This is a genomic window from Alphaproteobacteria bacterium, assembly GCA_040220875.1.
In the GTDB taxonomy this organism is placed as follows: Bacteria; Pseudomonadota; Alphaproteobacteria; order JAVJVX01; family JAVJVX01; genus JAVJVX01.
In genome coordinates this window covers 256,588-273,329 of the sequence record JAVJVX010000005.1, presented here as the reverse complement: position 1 = coordinate 273,329, position 16,742 = coordinate 256,588, and the positions used below count along the sequence as shown (strand labels likewise).

Annotated in this window: 19 protein-coding genes and 1 tRNA gene; 14 read left to right on the top strand and 6 right to left on the bottom strand. The window is 64.7% G+C overall.

What is annotated here, in order from left to right:
* Window positions 1–40: 40 nt before the first annotated feature.
* Both rpoD and RLQ26_03555 read left to right on the top strand, forming a co-directional pair.
* Complete coding sequence (gene rpoD / locus RLQ26_03560) at window positions 41–2,011, top strand: RNA polymerase sigma factor RpoD (protein ID MEQ9087797.1); 1,971 nt, start codon at window positions 41–43, stop codon at window positions 2,009–2,011.
* A gap of 74 nt (window positions 2,012–2,085) precedes the next feature.
* A tRNA-Ile gene (locus RLQ26_03555) sits at window positions 2,086–2,162 on the top strand.
* 201 nt (window positions 2,163–2,363) lie between these two features.
* Here the strand turns inward: RLQ26_03555 and RLQ26_03550 are convergent.
* Complete coding sequence (locus RLQ26_03550) at window positions 2,364–3,374, bottom strand: DUF3179 domain-containing protein (protein MEQ9087796.1); 1,011 nt, start codon at window positions 3,372–3,374, stop codon at window positions 2,364–2,366.
* Between the two features lie 316 nt (window positions 3,375–3,690).
* On the opposite strand from RLQ26_03550, the gene RLQ26_03545 reads away from it, so the two are divergent.
* Window positions 3,691–4,701, top strand: a complete 1,011-nt coding sequence (locus tag RLQ26_03545; protein ID MEQ9087795.1) for a 4Fe-4S dicluster domain-containing protein — start codon at window positions 3,691–3,693, stop codon at window positions 4,699–4,701.
* Window positions 4,702–4,739: 38 nt separating this feature from the next.
* On the opposite strand, the gene RLQ26_03540 is transcribed toward RLQ26_03545, so the two are convergent.
* The 3 genes from RLQ26_03540 to RLQ26_03530 form a co-directional block, all read right to left on the bottom strand.
* On the bottom strand, window positions 4,740–5,486 hold the full coding sequence (locus RLQ26_03540; GenBank protein ID MEQ9087794.1) for an NAD(P)H-dependent oxidoreductase: 747 nt from the start codon (window positions 5,484–5,486) through the stop codon (window positions 4,740–4,742).
* A gap of 48 nt (window positions 5,487–5,534) precedes the next feature.
* Complete coding sequence (locus RLQ26_03535; GenBank protein ID MEQ9087793.1) at window positions 5,535–6,080, bottom strand: carboxymuconolactone decarboxylase family protein; 546 nt, start codon at window positions 6,078–6,080, stop codon at window positions 5,535–5,537.
* A gap of 160 nt (window positions 6,081–6,240) precedes the next feature.
* On the bottom strand, window positions 6,241–6,981 hold the full coding sequence (locus RLQ26_03530) for a cytochrome P460 family protein (GenBank protein ID MEQ9087792.1): 741 nt from the start codon (window positions 6,979–6,981) through the stop codon (window positions 6,241–6,243).
* A 594-nt stretch (window positions 6,982–7,575) separates the two neighbouring features.
* On the opposite strand from RLQ26_03530, the gene RLQ26_03525 reads away from it, so the two are divergent.
* The 11 genes from RLQ26_03525 to ureG all read left to right on the top strand — a co-directional run bounded on the left by RLQ26_03525 (window position 7,576) and on the right by ureG (window position 15,578).
* Complete coding sequence (locus RLQ26_03525) at window positions 7,576–8,160, top strand: sigma-70 family RNA polymerase sigma factor (protein ID MEQ9087791.1); 585 nt, start codon at window positions 7,576–7,578, stop codon at window positions 8,158–8,160.
* The gene (locus tag RLQ26_03520; GenBank protein ID MEQ9087790.1) at window positions 8,157–8,816 is read left to right on the top strand and encodes an NrsF family protein; all 660 of its coding nucleotides are present in this window, start codon (window positions 8,157–8,159) and stop codon (window positions 8,814–8,816) included. Before RLQ26_03525 ends, RLQ26_03520 begins: the two co-directional genes overlap by 4 nt.
* A complete protein-coding gene (locus tag RLQ26_03515; protein MEQ9087789.1) occupies window positions 8,813–9,532 on the top strand; it encodes a hypothetical protein in 720 nt (239 codons plus the stop codon). The genes RLQ26_03520 and RLQ26_03515 overlap by 4 nt, the downstream gene beginning before the upstream one ends.
* Window positions 9,533–9,635: 103 nt before the next feature.
* Window positions 9,636–10,301 (top strand): hypothetical protein, encoded by a 666-nt coding sequence (locus tag RLQ26_03510; protein ID MEQ9087788.1) that lies wholly within the window; start codon window positions 9,636–9,638, stop codon window positions 10,299–10,301.
* 181 nt (window positions 10,302–10,482) lie between these two features.
* Window positions 10,483–11,304: an urease accessory protein UreD gene (locus tag RLQ26_03505; protein ID MEQ9087787.1), complete on the top strand. Its 822-nt coding sequence runs from the start codon at window positions 10,483–10,485 to the stop codon at window positions 11,302–11,304.
* A 12-nt stretch (window positions 11,305–11,316) separates the two neighbouring features.
* Window positions 11,317–11,619 (top strand): urease subunit gamma, encoded by a 303-nt coding sequence (locus RLQ26_03500; protein MEQ9087786.1) that lies wholly within the window; start codon window positions 11,317–11,319, stop codon window positions 11,617–11,619.
* A gap of 169 nt (window positions 11,620–11,788) precedes the next feature.
* Complete coding sequence (locus RLQ26_03495) at window positions 11,789–12,106, top strand: urease subunit beta (GenBank protein ID MEQ9087785.1); 318 nt, start codon at window positions 11,789–11,791, stop codon at window positions 12,104–12,106.
* Window positions 12,106–13,815: an urease subunit alpha gene (ureC, locus tag RLQ26_03490; protein ID MEQ9087784.1), complete on the top strand. Its 1,710-nt coding sequence runs from the start codon at window positions 12,106–12,108 to the stop codon at window positions 13,813–13,815. Before RLQ26_03495 ends, ureC begins: the two co-directional genes overlap by 1 nt.
* A gap of 8 nt (window positions 13,816–13,823) precedes the next feature.
* Entirely contained in the window at window positions 13,824–14,321 is a 498-nt protein-coding gene (locus tag RLQ26_03485; GenBank protein MEQ9087783.1) for an urease accessory protein UreE, read from the top strand.
* Complete coding sequence (locus tag RLQ26_03480; protein MEQ9087782.1) at window positions 14,269–14,952, top strand: urease accessory protein UreF; 684 nt, start codon at window positions 14,269–14,271, stop codon at window positions 14,950–14,952. Before RLQ26_03485 ends, RLQ26_03480 begins: the two co-directional genes overlap by 53 nt.
* Before the next feature lie 11 nt (window positions 14,953–14,963).
* Complete coding sequence (ureG, locus tag RLQ26_03475; protein MEQ9087781.1) at window positions 14,964–15,578, top strand: urease accessory protein UreG; 615 nt, start codon at window positions 14,964–14,966, stop codon at window positions 15,576–15,578.
* Here the strand turns inward: ureG and RLQ26_03470 are convergent.
* Window positions 15,575–15,976 (bottom strand): hypothetical protein, encoded by a 402-nt coding sequence (locus tag RLQ26_03470; protein MEQ9087780.1) that lies wholly within the window; start codon window positions 15,974–15,976, stop codon window positions 15,575–15,577. The genes ureG and RLQ26_03470 overlap by 4 nt on opposite strands.
* 84 nt (window positions 15,977–16,060) lie before the next feature.
* A complete protein-coding gene (locus RLQ26_03465; protein MEQ9087779.1) occupies window positions 16,061–16,522 on the bottom strand; it encodes a hypothetical protein in 462 nt (153 codons plus the stop codon).
* Between the last annotated feature and the right edge of the window lie 220 nt (window positions 16,523–16,742).

Below are 16,742 nucleotides of genomic sequence, written 5' to 3'. Positions count from 1 at the left end.
AGGCCCCGGCAACCCGTTCATGCGGAGTAACGACGAGCCCATGGCGACGAAAACGAAAAAGAAACCGACGGCGAAAAAGGCGGACGATCAGGACGCCCCGCTCATCGAAGAGGCTGATGCCAACGTGAAGAAGCTCCTCACGCTGGGCAAGGAGCGCGGCTACGTCACCTATGACGAGGTGAACAAGGCGCTGCCCCAGGACAAGACCGCTTCGGAGCAGATCGAGGACACGATGGCCGCCCTTTCCGAGATGGGGATTTCCATCGTGGAAAGCGATTCGGATGCCGAGGACGAGGACGCCGACGCCAAGGACAAGGGCGACGGGGCCGATGACGACGAGGACGGGTCCAAGGCCGGCAACCTGAGTGACGACGATGTGGGACGCACGGACGACCCCGTGCGTATGTACCTTCGTGAGATGGGCAGCGTGGAGTTGCTGTCGCGCGAGGGCGAGATCGAGATCGCCAAGCGGATCGAGGCCGGCCGCGAGAAAATGATCGGTGGCATCTGCGAAAGCCCGCTGACCATGCGCGCCATCATCGCCTGGCGCGACGCGCTCCTCAAGGAAGAGATCCTGCTGCGCGATATCATCGACCTGGATGCCACCTATGGCGGCGCCACGCCGGACAACAGCGCCGGCGGGTCCGGGGACCAGGATGACAGCGACGAGGAGGAGGAGACGGAAGCCGGCGCCGCGGATGATGACAGCGAGGACGATGACGACGACGACGGCGAAGAGGCCAACATGTCGCTCGCCGCGATGGAAGCCGCCCTCAAGCCTGCCGTGCTCGAACAGTTCGATCTCATCGCCAAGACCTATAAGAAGCTGAACAAGCTCCAGACCTCCCGCCTGGCAGCCGCCCGTGGCGGCTCGGCCGCGCCGCGCGGGGCCGACAAGCGTTACGAGACGCTCACCCGCCAGCTTGTCGAGATTCTCGACCAGGTGCATCTCAACAATGCGCGGATCGAGCAGCTCATGGACGAGCTCTACGGCCTCAACCGGGCCATGGTCCAGAAAGAGGGCCATATGCTGCGGCTGGCGGCCGCCTGTGGCGTGGACCGCAAGGAATATCTTGACCGTTATTTCGGCGCCGAGATGGACCCGCGCTGGGTCAGCAAGGCCTCGCGCCTCAAGGCGAAGGGCTGGAAGGCGTTCGCCGAGAAACACGGTGAAGAGGTCAAGACGCTGCGCGCCGAGCTGGCTGAGATGGCCAACGAGGTGGGACTCGATCTGGGCGAGTTCCGGCGCATCGTACGCACCGTGCAGGAAGGTGAGCGCGAGGCCGCCCGTGCCAAGAAGGAAATGGTCGAGGCCAATCTCCGCCTCGTCATTTCGATTGCCAAGAAATACACCAATCGCGGGCTTCAGTTCCTCGATCTGATCCAGGAAGGGAATATCGGCCTGATGAAGGCGGTGGACAAGTTCGAGTACCGCCGCGGCTACAAGTTCTCCACCTACGCGACGTGGTGGATCCGTCAGGCCATTACGCGCTCGATTGCCGATCAGGCCCGGACGATCCGGATTCCCGTCCATATGATCGAGACGATCAACAAGCTGGTGCGGACCAGCCGGCAGATGCTGCACGAGATCGGCCGCGAGCCGACCCCGGAGGAGCTGGCCGAACGGCTCGGCATGCCGCTCGAGAAGGTCCGCAAGGTGATGAAGATCGCCAAGGAGCCGATCAGTCTGGAAACGCCGATCGGGGACGAGGAGGACAGCCATCTCGGCGATTTCATCGAGGACAAGAACGCCGTGCAGCCGCTCGATGCGGCGATCAACGCCAATCTGCGCGAAACCACGACCCGCGTACTGGCCAGCCTGACACCGCGCGAGGAGCGGGTGCTGCGCATGCGCTTCGGCATCGGGATGAATACCGACCACACGCTGGAAGAAGTGGGCCAGCAATTCTCGGTCACGCGGGAACGCATCCGCCAGATCGAGGCCAAGGCACTGCGCAAGCTGAAGCATCCGAGCCGGTCGCGAAAACTTCGCAGCTTCCTCGACACCTGAGGGCGTCTCGCCGCCTTTTGCCTTTCAGGCCGGACGCGCCTTGCTATAGTGCGTCCCGCCGCCTGTCGGCTGTCGGGCCCGTAGTTCAGCTGGTTAGAACACGCCGCTCATAACGGTGTTGTCGCAGGTTCGAGTCCTGCCGGGCCCACCAGCCCCTTGCTCTTCACACGTTCAGCCAGGGCGTCGCGCGACGGCGCTTGGGAGTTGCCCCCGTGGTCCTCCGCGACTTTGTCTGTCGCGGAGGACCGGGGCACGTCAGGTCTAGGGGGCTGAGGAGGACCACCTGACAGGGCCCCATGGGGTAACAGTGGGGAATGCGGCCGGGTGGGATGGCCGGACGCCCCGGGCGCCATCATTTCAGATGCAGCGTCCCCTCCGGGTTGAAGGCATGAAACGCGAAGGCGAAGCTGACGTCGTGGACGACATCCTCGAGCCCGTTTGAGGTTTCGCGTTGCACGATGATGTTGCCGACCTCACGCCCGCGGCTGATGTCGCGTGTATCGAGGACGGAGCGCTGGCCCGCCCGCCAGCTGATGATCAGATCGCCATGCCGGATGGGCCCGTGCTCGCGCACACGCTGCATCGGCCAGGCCTCATCACCGATGACGACGACCCGTGCCAGGGGTTCGATCCCCTCCGGCAGGGACCCGTCGTAAAGCGGCGGACGCGACATCTTGTCGTAACCGACATAGGGGTTGCGGCCGTAGGAGCGGAAAATGTCGTGGCCGGGCGTCGGCACCAGGACCTTGGGGTCCGTTGCGCCTGCCGCCGCTGCGCGCTCCTTGAAAAGGGCGAAGGACTCGAGCCGGGCCGGCAGTTTGGTCAGGGTCGCGTCGGTAAGCTCGCCAACGATTCCCTTGCCCGTGAATTGCTGCCACCAGCTTTCGGTCTCGAGATCGAACATGACCATATCGGAATGACGAAGCTTGCCGGTGGTGTTGAAGGTCAGCACCTGTCCGTCGAGCCGGCGGTCGAAAACCACGGCGGAGTTGCAGAGCGGGCAGTAGGTCACTGCGACGGGCCGGCCCGCGACGATATCGTTGACGATCTCGTGGCGCATGAGAATGCGCAGCGGGTAGGCGCGCCAGTCGCCCTCGATCTGGAGACCGATGACGGGCTCCTGTTCGGTCAATGCGAGAAGCTCGCCCGCCGGCTTGAAATGGGGCTCCATGATCGCCGGGATCCCGCCCCGCGGCGGTCCGCCCGAGATGATTTCGTCAAAATCGACCGCATGCCTGGAGAAATCCGTGTTCGGCCATTCCGAAAACCATTCTCGCGGCCCTTCGCGCGCCGCGAGCGGCAGGGACGTGAGAGTCAGGCCGAAAAAAGCCACAACCAGGAAAAGGTTTAGAAGTCGTGTCATGCGCCGATCAGTTTCCGTCCCGATCCGTTTTTGGCCCGGTGCCCGGCTCCGGTGCCCGGCTCCAGTGCCCGGCTCCAGTGCCCGGCTCCGGTATTCCCGCCGCTCCACCATTGCCCGGAAGGCGGCCCTCTACCGGAGTAATTCGCCGCCGAAGGGTGAAAGGTTACGCGCCTCTTTCGCCCCCGGTTGCTTTGAGGCGAGGGATTTTCGCGCTAGATTTTGCGGGTCCGCCGGAGCCGCATGGGGCTCGGCGCGAAATTGAAAAAAAATCCGCCCGGCCCTGACGGGCGGCAGAGGAAACAGGGAGCGGAAGTAGATGGGTGTATTCTCCAGCCGGCGTGACAGGGACGGGGGGTTCCAGCCCTCACTGATGCACAGGCTGCTGCGCCCCATGGCGTCGGGCAATACCATCAACGGTCTGGGCGAGCCCGCGAAACGGCGGCCCACGCCAATCTACCATCACAAGGCCGTGAAGGTCGTCCACGAGCGGCTGCAGAACTTCTTTTATCTGCGGCTTCTGCCCAACCGTCGTTACTGGCCATCGATGCGCCACCAGGCGCGGCTCGAAAAGAGGCCACCCGCGCCCATCAGCGACGAAAAATCCGACAGCGGGCCGTCGGCCAACGCGACGGCGATCAAGGCGTTCGCACTTGCCAACGGGGCCGACATCGTCGGCATCACGGCGATGCGCGACGAATATGTGTTCGAGGGCTACGACACTTACCCGAATTACCCCTCGATCGTGATGCTCGGCGTCCGGATGGATCACGCCAAGCTGATGCGGATCGTGGATCGTGGTGTCGATTCGATCGGTGGTGCGCACATTATCGATGTTTACAACCATGGCACTCACACCGCACGTCGTCTCGCCGACCACATTCGCGGGATGGGATTCACGGCCGAGGGCAATTGCGGGCCGATGGCGGGCGCGATCAGCCTGATTCCGCCCGCTCTGGCGGCGGGGCTGGGAGAACTCGGCAAACATGGCTCGATCATCAACCGCGAACTGGGCGCTAATTTCCGACTTGCCTATGTGCTGACCGATATGCCGCTGGCCCAGGACGGGGCGGATCACTTTGGCGTCGATGAATTTTGCGCCAGCTGCCAGCTTTGCCGCAGGAACTGTCCGCCCGACGCTATCTATGACGCCAAGCAATGGGTCAGGGGCGAGAAAAAATGGTATGTCGATTTCGACAAATGCGTCGCCTATTTCAATGATTCGCAGGGCTGCGGCATCTGCCTCGCGGTCTGCCCCTGGAGCCGGCCGGGCGTGGGGCCCAAGCTGGCGCAGAAAATGCTGAAAAAACAGGCGCTCGCCGCGGAATGACCCGCGCCTGCCCCGATGCGGTCAAAGGCACCGGTGGCTCAGCGGTAATCCGGGTTGGGGTGGTCGAACCGGCAGCCTGCGTCCCATTCGGCTCGCTGGTTGCCATGGGCGGGGATGCCGCCCGCCCGGCGCAGCAGGCTGGCCATGTGCATCAGATTCCAGCTCATGAAGGTAATGTTGCGCTGGGTGAAGTCGTTCTCGGGCCCGCCCGACCCCGCATCGCCATAGGAGGGGCCCGGCCCCGCCTCGCCGATCCAGCCGGCATCCGCCTGGGGAGGAATGGAATATCCGAGATGCTGCAGGGCGTAGAACAGGGTCATCGCGCAATGCTTGACGCCGTCTTCATTGCCAGTGACCACCGCGCCGGCCACCCGCCCGTAATAGATGTATTGCCCGGCCTCGTTCAGCCGGCCCGATTCGCTGTAAAGCCGCTCGATCAGCCGACGGCAGACCGAGCTTTCCTCGCCCAGCCAGATCGGCGTGCCGACGACCAGAATATCGGCCGCGAGAACCTTGCGGCTGAGGTCGGGCCAGTCATCGGTGGCAAATCCGTGCTCGCGCATATCGGGGTAAACACCGGGCGCCAGATCGAAATCCACGGGCCGCAACATTTCGACCGCGACGCCGTTGCGTGTCATGATCTCGGCCGAAACCGACATGAGTGTTTCCGTGTGGGACAGCGTGCCGCTGGGCTTGAGGGTGCAGTTGAGGAAAAGCGCCGAAAGACCCGAGAAGTCAAACCCGTGCCCCTCGCATAATGCAGCCTGTTTTTCGTTCAACGTCATTCGGACCTCCGCGGGTGGATATCCTGGGTATCTGGTTCGGCTCCGTCGTCAGGCCTTGGCGGCTTCCATGATATCCAGATAGCCACCCTGCGCGAGCGCCTTGATGCCGGCGTTCACATGTTGCGGGTTTGCCTTCACGCCGCACCCCTCGATCCAGCGATTGAAGAGATTGGCCGCACCGCAGATCATGACAACGTTCATCATGGTATCCTCGCTCCATCCGGCGTCGAGAACCGCCTGAATATCGCCTTTTCCCACAGACGTCGGATCCTCGGTCAGCTTGGCCGCATATTCGAGGATCGGGCGCATTTTTGCCGACGCACCGGCGAGGCCGGAATCTTCGAGGAGATTGCTGATCTCACCCTTGGGATACCCCATTTCCTCCGCCACGCCGGTATGCGCTGCATGGCAGAACTGGCAGCCGTTCAGGCCTGACACATAAGCGAAAATCATCTCGCGTTCGGCCGGTGACAATTCGCCGTTCGGCGCGCGCAGCGCCGCTTCGACGAAATGATGAAGCGGCTCGGCATATTGCGGATAGCGGCGCATGAAATGGATGAGTGAAGCATCGGGCATGGACGGAAAATAGGTCATGGTCGTGGATCCTCTGGTTACGGCAGGGGTTGGCGAGTGATGAGCGGCGCATGGCCGGCCGGCTGACTGATCCGCGCGCGGGTGCGCTCAGGGGGATCAGTGATCCCCCTGATTGCCGACTTTAGGCGGGGATGGCGGCGGCGCCTAGGGGCGGTCGAAATCAGTTCTGGCGGAATTCTTCCGGCAGGAACCACATGGCGTCCTGTTGTTCCTGAAGATTGTGACAATCCACGCAGAACTGGACGTTGTTGTGGCCGTCCCCGTTGGTCGTCCCAACGATGGCGCCATCGGGCATGACCATCGTGTAGCGCCAGTCGAAGGTATCGCCATTGAACCCGGCCTCCATCTTTTCCATCAGGAAAAGCGGGCCGAGCCGCACCTTGCCCGCTTCATCGGCCAGGATGCTGTCCTTGGCCAGGAACGAGCCTTCGGGCATCGTGCCCGACTCTTCGAATTTCCCGTAGTTCTTGGCGGTCGCGTTTGCGTAGTTGTTGACGTAACGCGAGCCGTGAGTCCCGGATTCGTAGGGCACCGTATTGTACTTGGCCCAGCCCTGATAGTCCCGGGCGACCGCAAGCCCGGATTTGGCGTAGCCCGCTTTCAACTCCGGCTTGACGCAATCATAGGCCGCCACCGCTTCGGCCGAGGAGATTTCCGCCCCGCCGGCGCCCGCGCAGGGATTGCACGGATTGCAAGGATTGCCAGCGCCGCAGGGGTTCTTGGCAGCGCAGGGATTCTTGGCGGCGCAGGGATTCTTGGCAGCGCAGGGGTTCTTGGCGGCGCAACCTTTCTTCGCACCGCAGGGGCCGCACCCGCGCTTCGCGGCGCAGGGGTTTTTGGCTGCACAAGGATTGGCCTTGGCCAGACGGGGCACAACGCATTTCTCGCTGGCCGGCGCCATGGCCCCCGCGCACGGGTTGCAGGGGTTGCAGGGGTTGCACGGATTTCCTGCCCCGCAGGGATTCTTGGCGCCACAGGGATTCTTGGCCCCGCAGGGGTTCTTGGCGCCGCAGGGATTTTTGGCGCCGCAGGGATTCTTGGCGCCGCAAGCGGCGCGGGCCCCGCAAGGATTGCCCGCCTTGCACGGATTGGCCCGGCAGCTCGCTGCCTGGCAGCCCCGCTTGCCGCTACCGCGGACAGCACAGGGATTGGCCGCCACCAGCCCGGCCCCGCCAAGCGTCGCGGCAGCTGTGAACAGGCCGACTGAAACGGACCTACTGAGTTTGCGCATTTATCTGGCTCCCCGTTGTCGAATTTCTGGTCATGAAATATCCGGTCACACATTTGCCGCTTTTTGCCGAAAGGCTCGGAAGGCGCCGCGCGAGCGGGCGGCCCGGTCATCCGGCCCCGGAAGTGATCTTCCGTATTGTTCTTCGTCACCGCGCCGGGAAAGGTTACATTGGCGGCTGGCCGCCGGCTGGCACGATGACGGGGTGTCCGGCCGGTTCAAAGAGGGTCGCGCCCGCGCCGGACAGGCGCGGTCGGAATGGGGGTCATGGCGGAATTTAACGATGAATGGCGCGACCTTATGCGCCGTGCCCAGAACGGCGACCGCGCGGCCTACGGGCAACTGCTGGAGGGGGTGCTGCCCTGGCTGCGGCGCTATGTGGGCCGGCGCTGGTCCCGGCCTGACGGACAGGAAGACCTTGTTCAGGAGATCCTGATCTCCCTTCATCGCGCGCGTCGTACCTATGACCCGGCGCGGCCTTTCGAACCCTGGCTCGCCGCCATTGCCCGCCATCGTCTGCTCGATGCAGGGCGCCGCCATCGCCGCGATCCGACCGATCCCGTGGCCGAGGTGCCCGAAACTGAAACCTTTTCCATCTCCCAGGCGAATAGGGAGGCGAGGGAAGAGGATTCGCCCTACGGCGATCCCGGGAAACTGCGCCAGGTAATTGCCACCTTGCCCCGTCGGCAGCGCCAGGCGATCGAGCTGGTCAAGATACGGGAAATGACCTTTGCCGAGGCGTCGCGTGCCAGCGGGGTGAGCATCTCGGCGCTCAAGGTGGCGGTTCACCGAGGGATCAAGACTCTGCGTCTGCGGCTTTCGGCCGGCGACGTCTCGGAGCGGGAGCAATGAGAAGCAAGAGCACGGAATATACGAGCACGGAGAGCCTGATCACGACGCTGGTCGACGATGCCCGCCCCGTGCGTCGGCTGTCGCCCCCGCATGCCCGGCTCCTCGCATGGCTCGCGCTTTCCCTGCCGGCTGTGGCGATCGTGGTCTGGCTGTTCGGTCTGCGTCCCGACCTTGGCGCGCAATTGCAGGATAGCCGATTTCTGTTCGAGGTCGCGGCCGCCCTGATGACGGCGATCTTCGCCGCCACGGCGGCCTTCTGCTCGGTCGTGCCCGGCCGCCCGCGCTACGAACTTTTCATGCCGCTTGTGCCGCTCGCCCTGTGGTTGGCCCTGCTGGGCCGGGGATGCTGGCAGGACTGGGTTTCGCTCGGGCCGGCCGGCCTGGCACTCCATATCGACTTCATGTGTTTTCCGGGCATCGCGCTGGTAGGCCTTGCCCCGGGGGTCCTGATGGGCTGGTTGCTTCACCGGGGGCATGTGTTCGACCCGCCGGTGACGGCCGGACTCGGCATCCTGGCTGTGGCGGCGCTGGGCGCGGCCGGTCTCAGGCTCTTTCACGAGCACGACACGGGCATCATGGTGCTCGTCTGGCAGTTCGGGACCGTGGCGTTGTTTGCTGCAGGCAGCATGGCTCTGGCATCTCTGCACCGGCGATGATGAACTGGGCCGACAATCTTCTCATCCAGCCCTCCCCCGACGAGTCCGCGCCGCCCGCCGCCTGGCTGCGCGAAAGCCTTTTTTGGCACGCCATTCTGGCCAGAACCGGGGACAACATCGTGGGCGAGTTGCTCAAGGGCAATGACGCCTTTTACGAATGGGATCACTACCCGGAAAACGACGTCTATGACGAGCAGACGCACGCCCAGTATTACTACCACGCGCATCCGGTGGAGGATCGGGTCGAGGGCGAGCACGGACACTTTCACACCTTCGTGCGCGACTCGGGCACGATCGAAGGGTTCAAGCCGGTGGCCCACGCCGAGGGGGCGGACGAGGATCTGTGTCACCTTGTCGGGATCTCCATGGACGAGTTCGGCTATCCCTTCCGGCTTTTCACCAGCAACCTCTGGGTGACGGGCGGTCGCTGGTACGGGGCGGATAAGGTGAAGCGCCTGCTGCATCGCTTCGAGATCGCCCATGCGCGGCCTTCCTGGCCGGTCAATCGCTGGATTTCGGCATTGCTTCGGGCTTTCCGGCCGCAGATCCATTCTCTTCTCGAGGAGCGCGACCGCATTGCCGCCGACTGGCGCGCAGCACGGCCCGGGGAAAATATCTGGGAGGACAGGGACCTCAACGTGGTTTCCGAAATCCGCATCGACCTGCAGACGCCACTCGGCGAAGCCCTGCGCAATCAGCGTCAGGGCATTTCCTGACGAAAATCGCCGCCGGCACCCCAATTCGGATTAACGCAGGTCAAGGACGCCTGCCGGCACCCGTGGCACAAGGCAGTGTCAGCCAGCCGCCGCGGGGGCCTTCATGACCGTCAGCACCGCTAAACGGAAACGCCTCGTTACCGTCCTGCTTGAGCGTCACGGGCGGACTTTCTCGGAAGAGTTGGGTCTGGACCTCGGCCGCAACAAGCCATCTCCGCTTTTTCGCTGGCTTTGCGCCGCGCTTCTGATGAGCGCACGGATCTCGGCCGGCCAGGCCATCGCGGCGGCGCGGGCCCTGGCGCACGCCGGCTGGCGCACGCCTCAGGCCATGGCGGCGAGCACGTGGCGCGAGCGGGTCCGCGTGCTCAACCGCGCCGGCTATGCCCGTTATGACGAAAGCACGGCTCGAATGCTGGCCGACAGTACCGCGTGGCTACTGTCGGAATACAAGGGTGACCTGCGCCGCCTGCGCCGGGCGGCCGGCGAGGATCCGGCCGAGGAGCGCCGCCGCCTCAAGGCCTTCAAGGGCATCGGCGATGTGGGGGCAGATATTTTCTTTCGCGAGATGCAGCTTGCCTGGGACGAGCTCTACCCCTTTGCGGACCGGAAGGCATGCGCGGCCGCGCAGCCCCTGGGTCTGCCGGCCCGGCCCCGAGAACTCGCCCGTCTCGTGCCCAAGAAGCAGTTCCCCCGGCTCGTCACGGCCCTCGTACGGGCCGATCTTGCCCGCGATCTGGAGGCGGTCCGGGAGGCCGCGGCGTCCAAATAGATCGGGAAATGCCCGGTTTTTGCGCATCCTCCCGTTCAGGTGCCGAATTGAGAGGCAGCGTCGTCACCGGCCGGAACCAATTCTTGACCCGCACTCCCTTGGCGGCCTTACTTCGCCCTTCGATCTCCCGATCTTCTCAGCACGGCGGGGCTGATTTGCAGTCTCTCCCGCGGAACAGCGAATGGCCGTACAAGACCCGACAGTGTTCGAGCGGACGGTGGGGAAAAGCCATCTCAGGGCCGTGGCCGACGGACCAACGGGCAGGACGGTCTTGGCCCGGCTGCATCAGGCGGGAGCCTGCAAGCTGCGCCTGCCTTCGGCGCGCGACGCGTTTCTGGAAGCGGTTCAGATCAACACGGCTGGCGGCCTCACCGGCGGCGATCGGCTCGCGCATTCGGCCGAAGCCGGGCCGGGCGCCGCGCTATCCCTCTCGAGCCAGGCGGCGGAGCGGATCTACCGGGCCGGGTCGGGGGCCACGAGGGTGGCGGTCCGGCTTGATGTCGCGGCCGGCGCTACCCTTCACTGGCTGCCGCAGGAGACGATCGTGTTTGATGGGGCGGTGCTGCATCGTAATTTGCGGGTCGATCTGGCGCCCGATGCGCACTTCGTCGGGCTTGAGGCTGTCATGCTGGGCCGGGACCGGATGGGCGAGCGTGTAACGCGGGGCGAGTTGCGCGATGACTGGCGTGTTTATTGCAGCGGGAGACTGGTGTTTGCCGACGCCACGCGCCTCAAGGACTGGGACCGGCTGGCCGATCACGCCCTCCTCGGCGACAACCGGGCCTATGCCACCGTCGTGGCCCATGGGGCGATCAGGCAGGCGGACTTGGACGAGGTGCGTGAAATGCTGACGACGGCGGCGGGCAGGGGAGGGGCGAGTGTTGTGGAGGGCACGCTGGTCCTGCGGCTTCTCGCGCCGGATGCGGAAACGCTGCGCGGCGACTTGAGCCGTCTGCTGCCGGTCATCACCGGCCGGCCCCTGCCGCGTGTCTGGAGTCTCTGACTTGGAGGGCCCATGCGCCTGACCCCTCGGGAAAAAGACAAGCTGCTGATCTCGATGGCCGCCCTGGTCGCCCGAAGGCGACTGGAGCGCGGAGTCAGGCTGAACCACCCGGAAACGGTTGCGCTGATCTCGGACTTCGTGATCGAGGGCGCGCGCGACGGCCGCTCCGTCGCCGAACTCATGGACGAGGGCGCGCATGTGGTGACTCGTGATCAGGTCATGGAAGGCGTCGCAGAGATGATCCGCGACGTTCAGGTTGAAGCGACCTTTCCCGACGGGGTCAAGCTGGTCACCGTTCATACACCCGTAAGATGATGAGGTGCCCGATGAGATTGCTTTGCGCTTTGCTGACTGTTCTGCCAACCGCCGCCGTGGCGCATCAGGAAGCCATATCGCATGCCCACCCGCACGGTATTGAAGGGATCTTCATCGCGCTTGTCCTGGCGGTCGGGGCTGCCGTCTTCATCAGGCGCGGGCGCGGTCGATGATCCCGGGCGAAATCCTGCCGGCAGAAGGCGAGGTGGTGCTCAATCCGGGCCGGGCCGTGACCACGCTTCGCGTTGCCAATACCGGGGACAGGCCCGTGCAGGTGGGCTCGCACTATCATTTTGCTGAAACTAATCCCGCCCTTGCCTTCGATCGTGCGGCGGCGCGCGGCCAGCGGCTCGATATTCCGGCCGGTACGGCCGTACGCTTCGAGCCCGGCCAGACGCGCGAGGTTAATCTCGTCCCGTTTGCGGGTGCCCGGCGTGTGTTCGGCTTTCATGGCGATATTTCGGGCGATATTTCGGGGGACCTTTGATGGCGTACCGACTGTCACGGCGCGATTATGCGGCCATGTATGGCCCTGGCACGGGCGACCGTGTGCGCCTCGCCGATACGGATCTCTTCATCGAGATCGAGCACGACGCAGCCCATCCCGGCGAGGAAGTCAAATTTGGCGGCGGGAAGGTCATTCGCGACGGAATGGGTCAGTCGCAGGCATCCCGGGCCGATGGTGCCGTGGATACCGTCATCACCAATGCGGTGATCCTGGACTGGTCCGGCGTTTTCAAGGCGGATGTGGGGTTGCGCGACGGGCGGATCGTCGCGCTCGGCAAGGCGGGCAATCCCGATATCCAGGACAATGTCGATATCGTTATCGGCCCCGGCACGGAGGCCATCGCGGGGGAGGGAAAGATTCTCACGGCCGGTGGAATCGACTGTCACATCCATTTCATCGCGCCGCAGCAGATCGAGGAAGCGCTGATGTCGGGCGTGACCACCATGCTGGGTGGCGGCACCGGCCCGGCCACGGGGACCAACGCGACCACTTGCACGCCGGGACCCTGGCATATCGGGCGTATGTTGCAGGCGGCCGACAGTTTTCCGATGAATCTGGGCTTCGCCGGCAAGGGCAATGCGAGCCTTCCCGGGCCGCTTGAAGAGCAGGTGCGCGCCGGGGCCCTGGCGCTCAAACTTCATGAGGACTGGGGGACCACACCGGCGGCAATTGACAACTGCCTGTCCGTCGCCGACGACCACGACATCCAGGTGATGATTCACACCGATACGCTGAACGAGTCCGGATTCGTCGAGGTGACGATCGACGCATTCAAGGGTCGGACCATCCACACTTTTCACACCGAGGGCGCCGGCGGCGGCCATGCACCCGATATCATCCGCGTGTGCGGCCAGCCCAATGTGCTGCCCAGCTCGACCAACCCGACCCGGCCCTATACGGTGAATACCATCGAGGAGCATCTCGACATGCTGATGGTGTGTCACCATCTCGATCCGTCAATACCGGAAGATATCGCCTTCGCCGAAAGCCGCATCCGTAAGGAAACCATCGCGGCCGAAGACATCCTCCACGATCTCGGGGCGTTTTCCATCATCGCATCCGATTCCCAGGCGATGGGGCGGGTCGGTGAAGTTCTTATCCGCACCTGGCAAACGGCGGACAAGATGAAGCGTCAGCGCGGCCCGCTGCCGGAGGACTCGGCCGGAAACGATAATTTTCGCGCCCGACGCTATATCGCCAAATACACCATCAATCCGGCCATTGCCCAAGGTATCGCCCACGAGGTGGGATCGGTCGAGGTAGGAAAGCGGGCCGATCTCGTGCTTTGGGATCCCGTCTTCTTCGGGGTCAAACCGGACCTGATCCTGATCGGCGGCATGATCGCGGCCGCGCCCATGGGTGACCCCAATGCTTCCATCCCGACACCAGGGCCGGTTCATTACCGTCCCATGTTCGGCAGTTTCGGCCGGGCGCGGACGGCGACGGGCGTGAGTTTCGTTTCCGCCGCCGCCGCGGCCGATGGGATTGGCAGCCGGCTGGGCCTGGCCAAGACCGTGGTCCCGGTTCGCGACCTGCGCCGGTTGTCCAAGGCCGATATGAAGCTCAACGACGCCCTGCCGGTGATCGAGGTGGATCCCGAAACCTACGAGGTGCGCGCCGATGGTGTTCTGCTGACCTGCCCGCCGGCTGAAGTTCTGCCGATGGCGCAGCGGTATTTTCTGTACTAGGTGGTGGAATGATCGCACGTAAAATCGATCGTGGCGGAACGGGCGGCCCGCCGGCAACTACAGTCACGCTGGACTATGACGGTCGGTTCCTGCGCCGGAAATCGCTCACCCTCGACAATGGCTCGCAATGCCTCGTCGATCTGGCCGAAACGGTCAGCCTGGCGGCAGGCGATCACCTCATCACGGAGGATGGCGCGGCGATCTTGGTGCGTGCTGCGCCCGAGCGCGTGACCCTGGTCCGCGCCGACAGCCCCGAAGCGCTTGCGCGTCTCGCCTGGCACATCGGCAATCGTCACACGCCATGTCAGATAGGCGCAGATTTCCTTGTTCTTCGGGAGGATCATGTTCTGGATGGTCTCTTGCGACGTCTCGGCGCGCGCCTTGAACATGCCGACGCGCCCTTCACGCCCGAAGGCGGCGCCTACGGGCTGGGGCGTATACACGGGCACGATCATGGGCACGATCATGGGCACGATCACGGGCATGGCCATGCCGTCACCGACTGATCCCGTGGCACTTCTGACGCTTGTTTCCTGGCTGTCCCCGTCCTGCCCGGTCGGCGCCTACAGCTATTCCCACGGAATAGAGTGGCTGGTCGAAAGCGGGGATATCGGCGATGGCGACAGTCTCTACCAATTTCTCGCCGATTGCCTGGCAGCGGGGGCCGGCTGGTCGGATGCGGTACTGTTCGCTGCCGCCTGGCGCGCGCCGGCCAGCGACGAGATCTCATCTCTGGCTGCCGCCCTCTGCCCAAGTTCGGAACGCCGGCTCGAAACCATGGCCCAGGGCGCCGCATTCGCGCGGGTCGTCAGCGACGCCTGGGGGATCGAACTCGGTCCCGCCGCCTACCCGGTGGCAGTGGCGCGCGCGGCGCGGATCGTGGGGGCCGGGCTGGAGGAGAGCCTCTCGCTATACCTTCATGCCTGGGCCCAGAATCTCGTCTCCGCTGCGGTGCGACTCGTGCCGCTCGGCCAGACCGATGGCCAGCGCGTCATTGCCCGGTTGGCGCCACTGGTGGCCGGGATCGCGGATCGTGCGATCGCGGCTGACCCCGACGATCTGGGCGGTGTCGCCTTTGGTGCTGATATCGCGTCGATGCGTCACGAAACACAGCACACGAGGTTGTTCCGCTCATGAGTATGGCAGGCATGAAATCTCCCCACGGTCCCTTGCGCGTCGGTATCGGCGGCCCGGTTGGCTCGGGCAAGACAGCGCTGACGCTGGCGCTGTGTCGCGAATTTCGCGACAATCTGTCGGTTGCGGCCATTACCAACGACATTTACACGCGCGAGGATGCCGAGTTCCTGTTGCGTCACACGGCCTTGCCGGCGGATCGGATCGTCGGGATCGAGACTGGCGGCTGTCCGCATACCGCGATCCGCGAGGATGCGTCGATCAACCTGGCTGCCGTTGAAGACATGAAGCTGCGGGTTCCGGACCTCGACCTCATTCTGATTGAATCGGGTGGAGACAATCTGGCGGCGACGTTCTCGCCCGAACTGGCGGATCTGACGATCTACGTTATCGACGTCTCGGCCGGAGACAAGATTCCGCGCAAGGGCGGGCCGGGCATCACGCGATCCGATCTGCTCGTTATCAACAAGACGGATCTTGCCCCGCTGGTAGGCGCGTCACTCGAAGTGATGGACCGGGATTCCGCCCGGATGCGCGGCGACCGGCCGTATCTTTTTGCCCAGATCAGGAATGATGAGGGCGTCCACAAAGTGGCCGCCTTCATCCGGGAGCAGGGCGGGCTTGGCTAATCGTTGTCGGCGCTCTTCCAGAACTCGCCGTCGACGTCCCAGCTTTCGTGGACCGGATGTTCGGTGCCGGCGTTCTCCACCCAGGCCTCTTCCGCCGTTTCGTCCCATTCCCCTTCCGGGCCCGGCCGGCAATGGCGCTCGGCCAGAATGTAGGAGCGCGACGATTCCCGCCGGCGTTCGATCAGTTCCAGTTCGCCGCTCTTGCCCCGGACGAGGCAACTGACCTGGATCCACAGCGTCATCTCGACCCGGCTGATGAAGCAGTCATCACTCAACCACTCGAGGTCGAGCGGGAACCCTGCCTCCCAGTAGATATCCGTAAACTCCCAGCAATTCCTGACCGGGTTCCAGACACCCGCGCCGCCGCGCACTCGCTGGCGTTCCATGGGATCAGGCATAGGTTTGTCCTCCTCGCTCCAGGATGGGTGCCAGAAGCGGGGGGCGGGCGGGTGTGCCAGTCCGCCCCCCGCGGGCCCGGTGTGCTAGTCCCAGAGGCCGCCGATCAGCCCGCCGATGCCGCCCGCGACGGCGCCGATCTTCGCGCCCAGTACCGCGCCGCCGGCCGTGCCGGCACCGGGAAAGACTAAGGTGCCGATGATGCCGCCGACGATCGCGCCGGCGACCACGCCGGCCCCGGTGCCGGCCGCGACGCCCGCGGCCCGGCTGCCCGTGCGCGCCGTCACCTCGTCCTCGACCTTGGCGCCGGCGATGGCGCCGACGACGCCGGCCACCGCGGCCGGTGCGGCCGCGACGGCGCCCGCCTCGCTCGCCGTCAGCAAGGTGCCCTGGATAAGTTCCGGCACAGCGGCGGATATCTGGACCGAATGAGTTGCACCGTAAGAGACGCCGTATAACGAACCCAGCGTGCCGCCCGCCGTGGCGACAGCCGCGTTCTTGCTTCTCGGCCGGCTGCCCGGCCGTTCTTCGGGTGGGACCTCAGCCATGATTTGTTTCCCCCTGACTCAATGATTGTCTGATGTGAGGATGCGCTCCCGGGGCACCCGTGCTGCGAGCACCCCTTGACGGGACAAGTCTAGATGTAAAATTGTGACGGGGTAAGGACCCGCCGGAGGGTACCGGGGCGAGCCCCGAAATTCTCCGGAAACCTGCCGCCGGCGGGGCCAGGCCGGCCAGCGCCGGGGGCGGGCCAGGCCGGGCCGGTGC